The sequence below is a fragment of the Paraburkholderia sp. EG286A genome (assembly GCF_040965375.1).
Lineage (GTDB): Bacteria > Pseudomonadota > Gammaproteobacteria > Burkholderiales > Burkholderiaceae > Paraburkholderia.
The window spans coordinates 1-15,719 of the sequence record NZ_JBFRCB010000023.1 but is presented as its reverse complement, the minus strand read 5'-3'; the positions used below and the strand labels follow the sequence as shown (position 1 = coordinate 15,719).

At 61.4% G+C, this 15,719-nt stretch carries 5 protein-coding genes and 7 pseudogenes; 5 read left to right on the top strand and 7 right to left on the bottom strand.

The window, feature by feature from the left end; translation table 11 throughout:
• Positions 1 to 134: 134 nt before the first annotated feature.
• The 4 pseudogenes from AB4Y35_RS41925 to AB4Y35_RS41910 form a co-directional block, all read left to right on the top strand.
• Positions 135 to 1,358: pseudogene (locus AB4Y35_RS41925) on the top strand (tyrosine-type recombinase/integrase); the annotation flags it as partial.
• 186 nt (positions 1,359 to 1,544) lie between these two features.
• A pseudogene (gene istB / locus AB4Y35_RS41920) lies at positions 1,545 to 2,108 on the top strand (IS21-like element helper ATPase IstB); the annotation flags it as partial.
• Positions 2,109 to 2,533: 425 nt separating this feature from the next.
• A pseudogene (locus AB4Y35_RS41915) lies at positions 2,534 to 2,905 on the top strand (transposase); the annotation flags it as partial.
• Positions 2,906 to 3,047: 142 nt separating this feature from the next.
• Positions 3,048 to 3,472 (top strand): annotated as a pseudogene (locus AB4Y35_RS41910) (transposase); the annotation flags it as partial.
• A 160-nt stretch (positions 3,473 to 3,632) separates the two neighbouring features.
• Here AB4Y35_RS41910 and gspK read toward each other — a convergent pair.
• The 5 genes and pseudogenes from gspK to AB4Y35_RS41885 all read right to left on the bottom strand — a co-directional run bounded on the left by gspK (position 3,633) and on the right by AB4Y35_RS41885 (position 11,818).
• Positions 3,633 to 4,766, bottom strand: coding sequence for a type II secretion system minor pseudopilin GspK (gene gspK / locus AB4Y35_RS41905; RefSeq protein WP_368692917.1), 1,134 nt, complete (start codon positions 4,764 to 4,766; stop codon positions 3,633 to 3,635).
• A 29-nt stretch (positions 4,767 to 4,795) separates the two neighbouring features.
• Positions 4,796 to 6,263: pseudogene (gspE, locus tag AB4Y35_RS41900) on the bottom strand (type II secretion system ATPase GspE).
• 35 nt (positions 6,264 to 6,298) lie between these two features.
• Positions 6,299 to 8,689, bottom strand: coding sequence for a type II secretion system secretin GspD (gene gspD, locus AB4Y35_RS41895; RefSeq protein WP_368692913.1), 2,391 nt, complete (start codon positions 8,687 to 8,689; stop codon positions 6,299 to 6,301).
• A gap of 435 nt (positions 8,690 to 9,124) precedes the next feature.
• Positions 9,125 to 9,748 (bottom strand): annotated as a pseudogene (locus AB4Y35_RS41890) (IS6 family transposase); the annotation flags it as partial.
• Between the two features lie 141 nt (positions 9,749 to 9,889).
• Positions 9,890 to 11,818, bottom strand: coding sequence for a protease pro-enzyme activation domain-containing protein (locus AB4Y35_RS41885; protein WP_368692914.1), 1,929 nt, complete (start codon positions 11,816 to 11,818; stop codon positions 9,890 to 9,892).
• Positions 11,819 to 12,806: 988 nt separating this feature from the next.
• Between AB4Y35_RS41885 and AB4Y35_RS41880 the strand changes: the two are divergent.
• Positions 12,807 to 13,846 (top strand): annotated as a pseudogene (locus tag AB4Y35_RS41880) (IS3 family transposase); the annotation flags it as partial.
• A gap of 651 nt (positions 13,847 to 14,497) precedes the next feature.
• Here AB4Y35_RS41880 and AB4Y35_RS41875 read toward each other — a convergent pair.
• A complete protein-coding gene (locus AB4Y35_RS41875; protein ID WP_368692915.1) occupies positions 14,498 to 15,016 on the bottom strand; it encodes an IS5 family transposase in 519 nt (172 codons plus the stop codon).
• A 90-nt stretch (positions 15,017 to 15,106) separates the two neighbouring features.
• The gene (locus AB4Y35_RS41870; RefSeq protein ID WP_368708790.1) at positions 15,107 to 15,523 is read right to left on the bottom strand and encodes a transposase; all 417 of its coding nucleotides are present in this window, start codon (positions 15,521 to 15,523) and stop codon (positions 15,107 to 15,109) included.
• Positions 15,524 to 15,719 lie beyond the last annotated feature (196 nt).

The window sequence follows — 15,719 nt, the reverse complement described above, 5'->3', positions numbered from 1 at the left end:
GCAGGGGCAGGAAGTCAAAGTCAGTTTGTGGGTCAGTCATGATCTGCGTCCGCAGTGTGTAAGTTGCGGACGCAATCTTGATCCCTGTTACCCGCAGGTTCCAGATGAGCCGAAATTACCGCTTACGCACGGCAGGCGCACGCCAGGTCGAAGCTTTCTTTGCGGCCCATCCCGCGCTGACCGAGCGTGCACGCGCACTGGTTGTGGCAGCCCCTTCCGGGCCGGTGGTGCCGTGGGAACAGCTGCGTCTGCCGCACGAGGTCGACGGCTCGCACGGACAGTTTCGCGCACCACGGCACGTCTGTTTGCTCAAGGCGTCGAACGACTATGAGGCAACTCAATCGTGGCTGTCGTTGCACGAATCGGTGGCCACGCAGCGCGCCTACCGGAAGGAGGCGGAGCGCCTGATCCTGTGGGCGATCGTCGAACGGGGCTGCGCGCTGTCATCGCTGACCACTGACGACGCAATCGCCTACCGGGCGTTCCTGCGACGGCCGACGCCGAGGGAACGCTGGGTCGGGCCGTCGCGGTCGCGACAAAGCGTCGAATGGCGACCGTTCAGCGGGCGACTGTCGACGCGCTCCGCCGCGTACGCACTCACCGTACTTGCGGCCCTGTTCCGCTGGCTGGTCGAGCAGCGCTACGTTCTTGCGAACCCATTCGCGGGCGTCAAGGTACGAGGAAACGCAAAGGCGGGCCTCGATGTCACCCGCGGCTTTACTGAAGGCGAGTGGCTGCTGCTCCGCACGATCGCCGATGGCCTCGAATGGTCCTACGGCTGGAGCGAGGCGGCCGCCCGGCGGCTTCGATTCTTGCTGGATTTCGGCTACGCGACCGGCCTGCGGGCCAGCGAACTGACGGGCGCGACGCTCGGCAACGTCTTCACCGATGATCATGGCGATCACTGGCTACACATCACCGGCAAGGGTGGCAAGACAGGCAAGGTTGCGCTCCCGACGCTGGCACGGATGGCACTCGATCAGTACCTGGTGCAACGCGGGTTACCGGTCACCCAGGACCGATGGGACCCGGCGACGGTGCTCGTCGCCAGCCTAGAGGAGGATGGTACCGGCATCAATGCCACACGGCTCGGACGCGTGCTGCGACGCTTCTTCGTGCTGGTCGCCGACGCGATTAAGGATGAGCGGCCTGCGATGGCGGAAAAGCTGCGCCGCGCGAGCCCGCACTGGATGCGCCACACGCACGCATCAATCGCGCTCGCGCGCGGGGCCGAACTGATCATGGTGCGCGACAACTTGAGGCATTCGTCAATATCGACGACGTCGATTTACCTCCACGGCGACGAGGTCAAACGGGCAAGGCAGTTCGATCAGGCATTTGGCGCCCCCGGACGCTAGAGACTCGGCTACATGGCCGTAAATCAGTGCGCACCTGGACTCACGAAAGATCTCAACTTTACTTCGCGAGTATCGCAACAATTTGATTTATAAGGATAGTAATTCCTATCCGATGCTGAAATTCCACTGAATTCAGCGAAGGTTCAATTTTACTTCGCAAAACGGAACATCTTTACTTCGGCGGACGTCGATCGCCAGCTCGTCATGCAACTGGCCAGCATGGCGTTCACCGAGGGCGCACAGAACCTGGTTCTGGTCGGCGGGCCGGGCTCGGGCAAGACTCATCTGGCGACCGCCATCGGGGTGTCCGGAATCATTCATCACGGCAAGCGCGTGCGCTTCTACTCGACCGTGGATCTGGCCAACGCACTGGAGCAGGAAAAGGCGCAGGGCCGCGCGGGACGGATCGCTGCGAGCCTGCTGCGTCTCGACCTGGTCATTCTGGACGAGCTCGGGTATCTGCCCTTCAGCCAGGCCGGCGGGGCGTTGGTGTTCCATCTCCTGAGCCGGCTGTACGAGCACACGAGCGTTGCCGTTACGAATCTGGACTTCGCTGAATGGTCCAGTGTATTCGGCGACGCGAAGATGACTACGGCATTGCTGGACCGGCTGACGCACCACTGCCACATCGTGGAGACCGGCAACGAAAGCTACCGTTTCCGGCATAGCAGCGCCAGTGCAAAGAAACACATCCGCTCGCGAGAAGCGGCGCGCAGAGGCGACGGCGCAAGTGCGGCCGAATCAGCCTGACGTCGTTCGCCAGCGCAGGGGAATCTGCTACGAGCTACGCCCCTCGCAGATTCCCCTGCGCAACCCGCCCTCATACGCAGGAGGACAACGACCCCGGAAACCCATACACTTATCCACAACCGGTCCTGCTTTAGACCGGTCTCCACCCCGGCTCAAAATTCAATCGGCCCGGTGGCTCAAAATACCGTCGGCGCGGACATTCCCCGTCCCGAGGCTGCGGCGGAAGCCGCGAATGTCGGCATCAAAGTGCCATGATGGAGCGTCGAATCTTCATCAACGCCAGCAGGAGGGGAAGTCCATGTCCCTTGTCACCATTGGAATCGATCTTGCCAAGAACATGTTTGTGCGACCTGCAAGTCGCGTGAGTTTCTGTTTCATAGGAGCAGGTATGAGTTGATGAGACCGGTTGTTCCATCAACCGTTCCCTATCCAGGGTTCGCGGAGTAGGACCCGCTATCGTCGCCACGCTGATCGCCGACGTGCCAGAGCTCGGCAAGCTGACGCGGCGTGAGGAGGTCAGTGCGCTGATCGGGGTAGCGCCCTTCAACCGCGACTCGGGAGCGTTTCGCGGCAAACGAATGATCTTCGGCGGACGTGCCGCTGTCAGGCGCATGTTGCATATGGCGACGTTAGCGGCCGTACGCTTCAACCCGGTAATTGGGGCTTTCTATCATCGGCTCGTCGCCACCGGCAAGCCGAACAAGGTTGTTCTGGTTGCCTGCATGAGAAAGCTGCTGATCCTCAACGCCATCGCAAAAACAGGAAAGCCGTGGGATGAATCCATCCACACGGCTTGACTGGTAAGACAGTTGCTCATTAGTTGAAACAGGATCTGGCCTCCTGAGCTTATCCAGCGGGGCTCTGCAAGCGATGCTGCGGTCGCACAAGATTGATTACAAAATCAGTTGTGCGAGCGGGTCCGTCTATTGGTGGAGGGATGAGTGGCGGTATCTCTTTACCGGGCCGTCGACAAGGCAGGCAACACCATTGATTTTCTGCTGCGATCCCGACTGGATAAGGCTGCGGCCCGGGCTTATTTCGAAAAGGCAATTGACCAGAACGGCGAACCCGAGACCGTGACGATCGATAAGAGTGGATCGAATCTGGCGGCCTTGCAAGCGATCAACGCCAAGCGGGAAACGCCAATCGAGGTCCGTCAGAGGAAGTAACTGAACAACATTGTCGAACAGGATCACCGGGCCATCAAGCGTCGAACGCCCCCAATGCTGGGTTTCAAGAATTTTCGTTGCGCATGCATCATTCTGGTCGGAATTGAGACCATGCATATGATTCGCAAAGGTCAGATGAGCGACGGCCGTAAGGCACTCTCTCCCGCCCAGCAATTCTATTCCCTTTCTGCATAAGCAATCCTCTGTATTTCGGCGAACTCGCCGGCCACCTTCCTTATTGCGACGGAACCACGGCAACTCGGGCAGTTGCCACTCCTGCGAGAGCACCGCCGGATTACGCGGCAATAGGACGATCAGCGTGCTCAAAGGCCACTCTCTCTGTGTGTTGCGCTATTCATAGTTGGTCTTGTACCCGCACGATACGCGTAGTGTGAGTCAGCGGATCGCGATAGACGAGCGTCGTGCGATCCACTTCGGCGCGCTCGTGCTGCACAGTGCCGTGGACTAAAAAGTAGCTCGAATTGACGTCGAACTGATTCGGATCGATCGACGCCGATTGCACGCCGGCGGCGGTCAGCGCGAGTTGCACGTCGCCGGCATTGCGGAAAATCACGGTCTGGCGCCGCGCGACGAGTGTCTGCGCCTGCGGCACGGTCATGCCCGGCACCACCGCCGCGATTACTTCGGCCGACGCGGTGTTCATGTTGATCGCGGTGACCGTCGGCAGCACGATGACGAACGGCCGCAGCTTTGCGACGATCTCCGGTGTGTAGCCCGGAATGTCGAGCAGCGAATCGACGCCCGTCATTAGCAGCGGTGCGACCGCCACGTTGTCGTCGCTGTCCTCGATGCCGGGCTGGTTCGTGAAGTTGCCACCCGTCATACCGCCGCCGCCGACCTGCGGCGAGCTGCTGATCGACGTGCCGGTCTGAAAGCGCGTCGCCGATTGCGACAGTCCCGCGCGCACATGCAGCGCGGTCACTTTGGCGAGCTGCCCGCTCAGGCCGAGCGACACCAGCAGGCGCTGATACGCGGCCATCTGCTCGGCGCTGATTTGCATGACGCCGGGCGCCGGACTCGCGACCAGGCTGCGCAGATTGAATCTGGACTGCGCGTCCTCGATCGAGCCCGACAGGTACGTGGCCGCGCCCTGCTCAGCGCGCACCTCGCCGATCTGGCCGAGAAAATCCGACAGCCGCGCTTTCGCGATGGGCTCGTCCCGAACGCCACCCAGATAGGTGATACCCGCCGACGTGTCGCCTTCGGAGCGCAGGATCAGCCGGGTCCAGTCGAGCGCGCCGCGCGCGCCCCATTGCGCCTGCGACAGCAGCCGCTGATTCTCGATGCGCCGGATCTGCACCTGCTGGCGCCATAAAATGCTGGAGACGAGAATTGCCGACAGCGTCACCACCAGCAACGCGCTGATGATAGCGGCGCCGCGCTGCCTTAGCTGCGCTTTCCGGTGAGAGCCGCGTTCCGCAGGCAAGGCAGAAGCCGCACGGCGCGCATGAGAAAAGGAAAATCTAATGTCACTCTCCACGGAGTGCCCGCATGCGCTCATGCTCCGCCCGTCACGCGAATCACTTCTCCGAGCGACGTCGGTCCCGACGCGAGCCAGCGCTCCGAATCCTCGCGCAGCGTGCGCATGCACTGGGCGCGGCCCGCTTCGAGAATTTCGGCATCGGCCGCGTTGCGGTGGATCAGCGAGCGGATCGATTCGTCGATCAGCAGCAGTTCGTAGACGCCGCGGCGTACCGCGTAACCCGACTGGCCACAACGGTCGCAGCCGACCGGATGCCAGCGCTTGCTGCCGTCCTCTTCGGTGCGCTCTTCGCGGCACACCGGACACAGGCGCCGCACGAGCCGCTGCGCGAGCACGCGGAGCAGCGAGGACGCGAGCAGATACGGCTCGACGCCCATGTCGGTCAGACGGGTGAGCCGATGCCGCGTCGTTCGTGTGCAGCGTCGCGAGCACCAGGTGACCCGTCAGCGACGCCTGCACCGCGATCTGCGCGGTTTCGAGATCGCGGATTTCACCGATCATGATGATGTCCGGGTCCTGACGCAGAATCGAGCGCAATGCGCGCGCGAAGTTCATGCCAATCCGCTCGTTGACCTGGGTCTGGCTGATGCCGGACAGGTCGTATTCGATCGGGTCTTCCACCCTCATGATGTTGGTGGTCGCCGCCTCCAGTCGCGACATCGACGCGTACAGCAGCGTCGTCTTGCCTGAGCCGGTCGGGCCCGTCACGAGCACGATGCCGTGCGGCTTGCCGATCAGCTTGTCGAACTGGCCGAGCGTGTCGGATGCCATGCCGAGCGCTTCGAGATTGAGCCGCGCCGCGTCTTTCTCAAGCAGACGCAGCACTGCGCGCTCGCCGTGGCCGGTCGACAGCGTCGATACGCGCACGTCGACCGGACGACCGCCGACGCGCAGCGTGATGCGGCCGTCCTGCGGCAAACGTTTCTCCGCGATGTCGAGCTGTGCCATGATCTTGATCCGCGAGATCAGCGCGCCATGCAGCGCTTTTTTCGGCCGCACCACGTCGCGGAGCGTGCCGTCGACGCGAAAACGCACCACGGACGCATTCTCGAACGGTTCGATGTGGATATCCGATGCCTGCTCGCGCGCCGCTTGTGTGAGCAGCGCATTGATCATGCGGATGATCGGCGCGTCGTCTTCCGATTCGAGCAGATCCTCGCCCTCGGGGATATCTTGCATCGGCCGCGACAGATCGACTTCGCCTTCCACTTCGCCGACCACCTGCGCGGCGCTGCCGTCCTGGCGCGCGTAGGCCTGGTTGATCGCCTGCGCGAGATCGTCGACGGGCACGCGCACGACCGACACCGCGCCGAAGTTGCGCGCGGCTTCGCTCGTGCGCTCGCTGATCCAGACCTCGAGGCTATCGGCATGCTGATGCGCGACCAAGATTTGGCCGCTGCGCGTAAAGCCGTACGGCACGAGCCGGGCAGCGAGCGGCGAGGGCGCAGCGCGCTCGCCGGCCGCGGCGTCGCCGTTCAGCAGACGTTGCGAGGGCGCGGTTTGCGCGGGCGTCTGCGTCACGGACGCGCTCCCGGCGACACCGTGCTCGGCATCGCGCCGCTTGCTGGCTCGACGACGACCGGTTGAGGCAAGGTTTGCGGCATCGGTTGGGTCGGGGTCTGCGCGCCAGCTTGCGGCACGGCCGGCGCGCCGGCTTGCGGTACGGCCTGCGGCGGTACCTGTTGAGGCACCTCTTGCGGTGCCTGCTGCGGCATCATCTGCTGGCGGCGCATCTGGTTCAGGTCGAACAGATTCAGCGCCGGCACCCCGCCCTGGCTCGGGCCGAGCGGCATCGGCGGCACAACCGGATCGTCGCGATCCCTCATGATGTTGTTGTCCGAACGGTACGCGCCCTGCACACCCTGGATGTATTCATAGCGGTTCGCCGTGACGGCCTGCGTGGTGTCGCGGTCGCTCAGGATGACCGGGCGCAGGAACACCATCAGGTTAGTCTTGTCGCGGGTCTTCTGCTCGGAACGGAACAGCTGGCCCAGCCACGGAATGTCGCCGAGCAGCGGCACCTTGCTGTTCGTCACTCGATAGTCGTCCTGCATCAGGCCGCCGAGAACGATGATCTCGCCGTTATCGCATAGCACGGTCGACTGGATCGAACGCCTCTTGAATTCCGGGCTCGCCGGGTTCGTCGACGCGTTGCTCGTGTCGTTGTCGATCACCGAGTCTTCGGTGTAGAGCTGCAGCTTCAGGATGCCGCCGTCGGTGATCTGCGGCTTCACGTGCAGCGTCAGACCGATGTCGACGCGGTCGAACGTGTTGAACGCCGCGCTCGTCGTGCCGCTCGTCAGGTTCGAGTAGGAACCGGTCTGGATCGGCACGTTGGTACCGACGATGATCTTCGCTTCTTCGTTGTCGAGCGTGATCAGGTTCGGCGTGGATAGCACGTTGGCATCTTCGGTCTGTGACAGCGCCTGCAGCAGCGCGCCGAGACCCTGCACGCCGAAAATGTTGTGGATCCAGCCGACGTTCAGGCCCTGCTGGAGCGGCGCGGCTTTCGAGCCGAGCGCCGCGGCCAGACCGCCGGTGGTGCCAGCGGCCGCGGCTGCAGTCGTGAGATTAACGATGCTGTTGCCCGAGCCAGTCGCCAGATTAGTACCGGCAAACAAGTTACCGTTCGCGACCTGCCACTGAATGCCGAGGTTGCCGCTCGTGTTCGAGTTCAGCTCGACGATCAGTGCCTCGATATACACCTGCGCGCGACGCGCATCGAGCTGGTCGATCACCGCGCGCAAGTTACGGTACGTCGCTTCGGGCGCGGTGATGATCAGCGAGTTGGTCGCGGGATCGGCCGTGATCATGCCGCCGCCCTGGTCCTCGCTCTTCTCCTTGTCGCTGCCGAGAAAGCCACCGCTATTACTGTTCGAGCCCGAGGCGCCGCCGCCCATGGGGGAGTTCATCGAGCCGCCGCCGAGGCCGCCCGACGGCAACGGCGGCGTGCCCGTCGAACTGCTGCTGTTCGACGGACCGCCGCCGCTGGCGTTCTGGTTGAACGAGTTCGCCTCGTTCGCGCCGCCCGTCGAGCCCTCGCCGCCGCCCTTGCCGAGCATGCTGCGCAGCGTGCGCGCGAGCTTCGTCGCGTCGGCGTTGCGCAGCGGCACGACATGGATGTTGCCCGGCATCGTGGTCGGCATGTCGAGCTGATTCGCGAGTTCCTTGGCCGCCGCGAGGCGTGCGGCGTTCGACGCGCGCATCAGCAGCGAGTTGGTGCGCGGATCCGACGTGATCGACACCTTGAGCCTCGCGTCCGTGCTGCCGATCGAGCCCGGATCGAGCATCTTGTTCATCTGCTGCGCGATGTCGATCGCGTTCGCGTTCTTCAGCGGCACGACTGCAACCGCCTGGCCGGCCGCGCTATCGACGCCCGCGATGATCCGGGCGATGCGCCGCACGTTGTCGGCGTAGTCGGTGACGACGATCGTATTGTTGGCGGGGTAGGCCGCGACAGTGTTATTCGGCGAGATCAGCGGACGCAGTACCGGCAGCAGGTTGTTGGCCGATTCGTTCCTCAGCGTGAAGACCTGAGTGACGACCTGGTCGCCGCGCGCCGTCGGCGCGTTGCCGACGTAGGTCGGCACGCCTTGCAGCTTGGCGTCGGCCTCGGGCACCACTTTCAGCACACCATGATCCTGCACGAGCGCGAAACCCTGCATACGCAGCGCCGATTGCAACGTCTTCAGCGCCTGATCCTCAGGCACTGCGTTTTCCGATACCAGGTTTAACTGACCTGTGACGCGTGGGTCGACAATGATTGTCTTGCCCGTCGCCGCGCCAATCGCCTTGGCGACCTGGTCGATATCGGCGTTCACGAAGTTGAGTGTCACCCGTGCGTGAGCAGTCTGCGCGGTTATCAATCCAGCCAGCAGCAATGCGGTTGCTGCGCGAGATAAAGCCATACCAATTGTTTTCCGAAATTTTTGTGATTCTGCTGAAACTTCAATGTGAGAGCGAAGAAACGCCAAGTTTGCCCTTACATGATTTTGCTGGGAGGACGCCCGGGAAGCAGCGCATCGCGCCTTACGGGCTTTCCCGGATCAGGTAGAACTGGTCTTTGCCAATGACGGCTGCAGAGTCAAAACCTGCAATTGGCCGCCATGGGCCGCGGCGAGCGCGCGCCGACCGTGGTATCGTGGTGGCATGGCGCGTGACATACCTGATGCGCAAATTCCAAACCCGTTGGCACTTGGATGCCGCCTTGTTCTTCGACCCGAATGAAGTCCGTTGCGGCCATGTCCTCGTAGAAGAGAATTCCGGCCACGACGGCCACCGCAAAGGGGGCCGCGCCGCGATAGTGGAATCGGGCCCGTCACGATAGGGATTACTGACATTGCCAGTGAATAGAACCGCGCGGCAACTGTTCGATCTGTATCGCCATCTTTGATTTGCCCTTTTCGGATCATGTGCATGATCTGGATACCGGAGCGGATGATGTGCGCGCACCAGAATCCCCAAATCCCATCATCGGTGCGATGATGCGCCTGATGGCGCGATGGTCCTGCGCGCTGATTTGTTCAGCTACCTCTTCTGTCGGACGTTGATAGGTGTGGGCCGCCCGGCGTTGAGCACTTGGAGGCTCAGCCAGATCGGCTGCCGCTTCTGTCCGCGGCAGCCGTTTCGGGCTCACCGTTCCGTGCAATCGTCTTCTCGAAGTAACGTCGAGCGGCGACCTTGTCACGATGGGCACGCAACAGGAAATCGACCGTCTTAGCCACCTTGCCGACGGCGCGGAACAGGTACTTCCATTGTTCCCTTGAACTTCACATAGGTTTCGTCCATGCGTCAACTCCCACCCATGTGGCGTTTGCATTCGCGAAATTCTTTTTTGCAACAACCGTACGAGCTTTATCGCCCAGCGGTGCACGCTTGAATGATCGACCTGAATACTCCGCCCACTCATCATTTCATCCAGGTTACGCAAATTCAGCCGGTACGCCACGCACCACACACATCAGCATCACGTCCAACGCACAATGCAGCCGCTATATCACGTTGCCAATACCGGCGGACTGCCTCGTGCGCGGTATCTTCGTGTTTGCCATCATGTGTGGCATACATTTGGATTCGACTCTGCTCGACCTCGCTAACGCGACGCAACCTTACTGCGCGCGCCAACTTGGCATTGCCGCGCTGATCTTCGCGAAGTCCAAGCTGCCGAAGCCCGTAACCATGTCCCAGCCTGGCTTCGCAGTGAAGCCGTAGCCATGGTAGCCGTTGTTGCCCGATGTCACGTCGTGGTACAGCGCCGTATTGCCCGGGAGATTCTCATAGAACGCCGGCGTTGGCAGGCTGAGGCTGTTGTTCTTGGCCGATTCGAGCCGCGCCCAGCCGCCCACGAAGATTGGTGACGCGAGGCTTGTGCCGCCGATTGGCGAGTTCCTCTTCTGCCCGTTGACGATGATGTAGGCGCCTGTCGATCGCGCCGCATCGAACGCCACGTCGGGCACGGCACGCATCGTCACCGAACTGCCGAGCGCCGCGGTCTGCCAGCTGGGCGCGGCTTCGTACACGCTCACGCCCCCTCCCGTCGCCCAAATGCGCACCGCGTTGTCGACCGGCTCCCCGTTACTGTCGCGGTCCGCGTAGTCGACGCCGCCATTCCATACGGTTTCGCCGCCCCACGTCATGGTGCCGGTCGTGGCGAGCATCGTGCCGCCCACTGCGACGACATACGGCGAGCTAGCGGGATACTCCACGCCGTATTTGGACAGATCGATCATCGTGGTGACCGAGCTTCCGTCGAACGTACCGACGTACCCTTGGGCGCCACGCTTCGAATGCGATTCAACATAGGCTCCAGCATCGCCTGAAGAGACTGAGAAGATCTGTCCTTGTGCGACTGCCTGCTTGAACACCGCGTCGTCGGCGGCGAGCGCGCCGTCCTTGTAGGTTGCATGTTCGTCCTGCCCGATCGACACATTGATTATGGTAGCCTTATTGTCGGTCACCGCTTTGTTGAAAGCAGCGTTCAGCGTTGCGTCGGTGACTTGGTCGTTGCCGTCACCGCTCATGGCCGGATAGAAGATCAGCTCCTTGACGCCGCCGGATGTGCCGATGATGACCTGGCTGTCGAGAGCCCACTCGAGTTCGGCGTCGTGGACCGGGACGCCCGATCCATCCGCGACGACCGCCGTGTTGACCTTCGGCAGGTGTGCGTTCTGCGTGAAGGTGTTGAGGTCGGCAATGGTCTGAGTCATGTCGCCCCAGCTGATGATGCCCACCGTCGTGTTGGTCGCAGCGGGCAGGCTGTCCGCGTCATAGATCTTCGCGAAATCGGTTGGCTGGTGACCGACCAGCTGCGACGCGTCTGTCATGCTCTTCTCAATGGAGTTCGGTTCGATGACCGCTTCCGGCGCGAAGCGTTGGAGCATGATGTGCGGCACGACCGCATTCTGCAGGCCGAGTACCGAATCAACGACCGAGCCGAGCCATGGCGGGACAAAGGCTGACAAATCGTTCCCGTAGACCGGCTTGCCATTATAGTTGAAGCGCTTGATGCTCGTCTGGAAGGCGCTTTGCACGTTGTTTGCGTTGCCTTCGGCGAAGATCAGCATGTTGTTCTCTGATACGGAGACGTTGCGGAAGCCGTTCGCCTTCAGATGAGCGACTACGGCCGCGACCTGCGCGTCGGTCGGCGAGAAGCGCGCCCTGAATTCGGCCGGTGTGAGGTACCTGTGGTAACTGACGCTACCCGGCTGATTGAGGTCGCGAAGAAACCTGTCGAGCTGGTCCACGTTGCGGTGCTTCAGTGCCACGGTGATGTGCAGCGGCTGACTCAATTCGAGCGGCGTCACATTCGTATCGGTCAGCGCAGTATTGCTGAAGCTGTTCAGCGAGTAGCGGCGCGCCGCATAGGGGCCGGCCGATGCCGACGCATTCGACAGGAGGAACGCTTGCGTGCGGGTCGAGACCCAGTTGGTCGCCGCTCGGGCTGGCAGCGGCATCGTCGTGACCGCTACGCCAAGCGAAAGGGCGGCCAGTTCAAAGGCTCTTAGGAATTTGCGATTGCCGAAATGAATTGTCTGCATTAGAAGTTTTGAAATTCCAACGAAGATGGGGATGCAGCGGCACGCCCGCCAGACTCCCAGTTGCCGTCAACGCTTAACTCGACCGCGAACTATTTAAGAGCTGCGGCGAAGCCTGTCACGTTGCATGGAGTCTGGACGGCATTCGGGGTATTGCGCTAATGCTTACGAGCTTTGCCATGATTTCTCAAGGTGAATTTGCCGCAAAATGCTGCACGGCGCCGGAGTAGATCGCAGAGCCTTGGTAACCATAGGTCTCCGTATAAGAGTCGTCACTATGGTGTTGATCGAACCGGTCACGAGCAAACAAGCCGGGATACCTGCCGAACGCTTCTGATGTGGGCGGACTATTTCAAAGTTCAAAGCGCGATGTTCACGAGATTGTGTCCGGAGCTTCTGCCACGACGCAAGCAAATTTGAATCAATAAAATTGATGTCATGGTTTATGGTGGGATTGAAGGATTGCCGATGGGTGCGCATGGGTCTGCCGATCCCCGCGTAACGAGGTACGCATGGCCGACGACGAGCAGTATGGCCCACACCGAGCCCCGCGACTGCTCACGCCTATATGAGCTCCATATCCTCGAGATATTTCTGCAAGCGCTCAAGACCAAAGCTTTCTTGCGAACGCGGATGTGCGGTGGGAGCGTGTGCTTCCACGCGCTGCACGCACCGGAGGTTGAATATCTGGCGAAAGGCAGGTGCCTACGCCCTACGAATTCGGTGTGAAGCTAGTCGACAGCGAAAGCGGAAGTGCCGGAACTCGCCGGCGTAACGCATGTTTCGTCAAGACGTCGGCAGAAGTGAACAACCGCGCTGAAAAACAGTCATCCGCTCACCCGCCGACGCGAGCGCCAGATGCAGGGTTTCCGCGATTCACGCGTAAAAGTCTCTGCAATCCGGGGAACAACCCCTTGAACTGCTGGAGACGGCCTACCTTAAATAACGGGTAGTCATACACTGTGTTTAGAGCTAACAGCAAGCAGGAAGTGTGGAAATGTTGACGGGACCGGAGCGCCGCCGACAGTGGGGCTGCGGAAGAGAAAGCGGCGATGGTTCGGGAGAGTCTGGAGCCGAGCAAGACCGTGTCGATGGTGGCTCGCCAACATGGCGTCAATCCAAACCAGCTGTTCCATTGGAAGAAGCTGTATCAGGACGGCAGCCTGTCGGCGGTGTTCATCGGTGAAGAGGTCGTGCCCGCTTCGGAGCTGGCAGACGCGCTCAAGACCGTAGAAGTTGAAGTTCTGAAAGAAGCAGTGGAGTACGGTCGGGAAAAAAAGGATAGCGCGCTCGCCATCATTGCCGGGGAACGACCAGTGAAGCAGGTCTGTGAAGTTTTCGGCGTGGCGCGCTCGAACGTGTCGATCAGGCGCGGACGCCCTGCCGGCTGGCAAGACGGGCACAGCGCCGTGCAGACAGACGATGCCGAACTGGTAGCGGTAATACGGGAGACCGTTATCGATTTGCCGAGCTACGGCTATCGGTGGCTTTGGGGTGTTATCCGCAGCAACCGGGAGGTGCGTGGGGCTGGGGCGGTGAGCGCAAAGCGCAGCTATCGTGTCATGCGCGTTCACAGCCTGCTGCTGCAACGCCGACCGAAGTCGTCACTCCGTCACGCGGCGACATGACGGACGGGTTGCGGTGGCCAGAAGCAATCAACGCTGGTGCTCCAATGGCTTCGAATTCCGGTGCGAGAACTGCGAGCCATTGCGCGCTACCTTCGCGCTGGATTGCCGCGACCGGGAGGCAATGAGCTGGGTCGCGACGACGGTGGCTAAACCCGCAACAACGTTCGGGACATGATGCTTGCAGCCGTCGAGCATCGGTTTGGCAATGTCGATGCCGTACCGTCTTCGATTGAATGGCCAAGCGATAACGGCTCAGGATATATTGCCCGCGAAACGTGCGTTTGCGAGTGGTATTGGATTCGCGCCTCTCACGACACCGGTGGGTCCGCAAAGCAATTGTATGGCCGAGAGCTTCGTGAAAACCATGAAGCGCGACTACGTCGCCTTCATGCCCAAACCCGACAAACATGCCATTTCCCCGGCCTCCGGACGGACTGCGCCCGCTGAGCGGTCAGGCAACAATTTTTGCGCGCGCCACCGACTTGCCCCGGGTGATGCCGATGTAGCGCAACGGGCTCCCGCAGCACGCAGTTCAACGGATCCACGCCGAATGCCCGGGTCTGCAGATTGCGGTGGCGGATCGTCGTCACCGGCTCCATATCCTGGTCCAGCACGCTTTTGCAGTGGCAGGGTTTTCACAGGGATCGAGTCTTCTCAGGGATGTCTGGATCGGGGAAAGTGGTGGTTCGCGAGGCCCATTCGCGCATTGTATAGCTCGGTGGTATCCCTGCAGTGGACAGGATAGAAACCATGGCTGTTGTCGGCCACATGTGCAGAGGATGCCGGAGCGGTGGCCTTTGGCGTGGGGACTGCCTGACTACCCCGCTGGTGCGCCGGAGGCCTATTTCAGGCCTCCGGCTCGCCTTCGTCGGCACCATGTCGGCCGGGGCGGCGTCTAGGGCAGCGCTGATCAAGCCCGGTAAACACGATTGCTTGCGACCAAGGCATGTGTAAACTTTCGAAATCGCGAATCGCAGCCGTAAAAGCGGGCATTCCAGCTCATGTTGGGCCCCTTGAGGGGCTCTGCACGGGCTCTTCGCCCGTCTTTGGCCCTCTACGGGCGCACCTGTGCCGTCGAGCGACCTCGCCACATGCAAAGATTGGCCAGCGCGGGCGCAACGAAGGCGCGATTGGCGTTTTTTGCCAGCCCGCGATAGCGAACCTTCGTGAAGCCCCACAGCCGCTTCACGACCGCGAACACGCGCTCGACCCGGGCGCGGATCTTCGACTTGTTGCGGTTCTTGCGCCGCGCCACTTCGTCGACGATGTCCTTGCGGCGCGTGCGCTTGTTGGTGAAGTCACGTGCCTTTGGGGCCTTGCTGTGAATCAGTGCTTTCTGGCTCGCGTATGCGCTGTCACCGTAGACGCGTTGCTCCTCACTGTGCAGCAACTGTGGCAGCGGATGCTTGTCGTGCACGTTTGCGGCCGTCACGACCGCGCTATGCGCCAGCCCGCTCTGACTGTCCACACCGATATACAACTTCATGCCGAAATACCACTGCTGGCCTTTGCGTCGTCTGATGCATTTCGGGGTCGCGCGCCCTCTCCTTGTTCTTCGTCGACGAGGGGGCACCGGTCAGCGTGGCGTCGACGATCGTGCCACTCTTGAGCTTTGCTCCCCGCGCCTGCAACCCCACTCCCACTTCCGCGAAGATTCGTTCGCTCACTTGTGCTCCTCCAGCAGGTGCCGGAATTTGAGCAGCGTGGTGGCGTCCGGAACCGTTTCGCTGCCAAGGTCAATGCCAACGAAACGGCGCAGGCTGAGACTGTCGTACAGCGTCTCTTCGCATGCAAGATCGGCAAGATTGAACCAGTACTGCACAAAGTGAATCCGCAACATGCGCTCCAGCGCGATCGGCGGGCGACCATTGCCGCGTTTCGGATAAAACGGCTCCGCCACTGCGCACAGCTCCGCCCACGGCACGATCGCGTTCATCTCGTCGAGAAACGCTTCGCGTCGCGTAGGCTTGCGCTGCGCCCCGAATCCTGCGCATTGATCGACAGCCATCGCCAGTGTCAGTTGTTTCATCGTTTTTCGCTTTCGCCGTTGCATGTCCACGCTATAACGCATGACAGTCATGAACGGTGGACTTGATCAGCATTGCCCTCAGACCATCGTAAGCGCTGCGACCAACGATCCCGGAAATCTCTAGTCCAGTGAACCAATGAAATTGCACTGATCTAATAGTGCATGGGCAAAATGAATCTGAGTGAAACCGAGCGCGAAGACCTGATGTCGATGCAGCGCAGCCGCACAATGGCCGTTGGCGAGGTGA

Bases quoted from the DNA above. Each gene is read 5' to 3' on its own strand.
- AB4Y35_RS41885 (WP_368692914.1), bottom strand. From the start codon at position 11,818: ATGCAGACAATTCATTTCGGCAATCGCAAATTCCTAAGAGCCTTTGAA.
- AB4Y35_RS41870 (WP_368708790.1), bottom strand. From the start codon at position 15,523: ATGACTGTCATGCGTTATAGCGTGGACATGCAACGGCGAAAGCGAAAA.
- gspD (WP_368692913.1), bottom strand. From the start codon at position 8,689: ATGGCTTTATCTCGCGCAGCAACCGCATTGCTGCTGGCTGGATTGATA.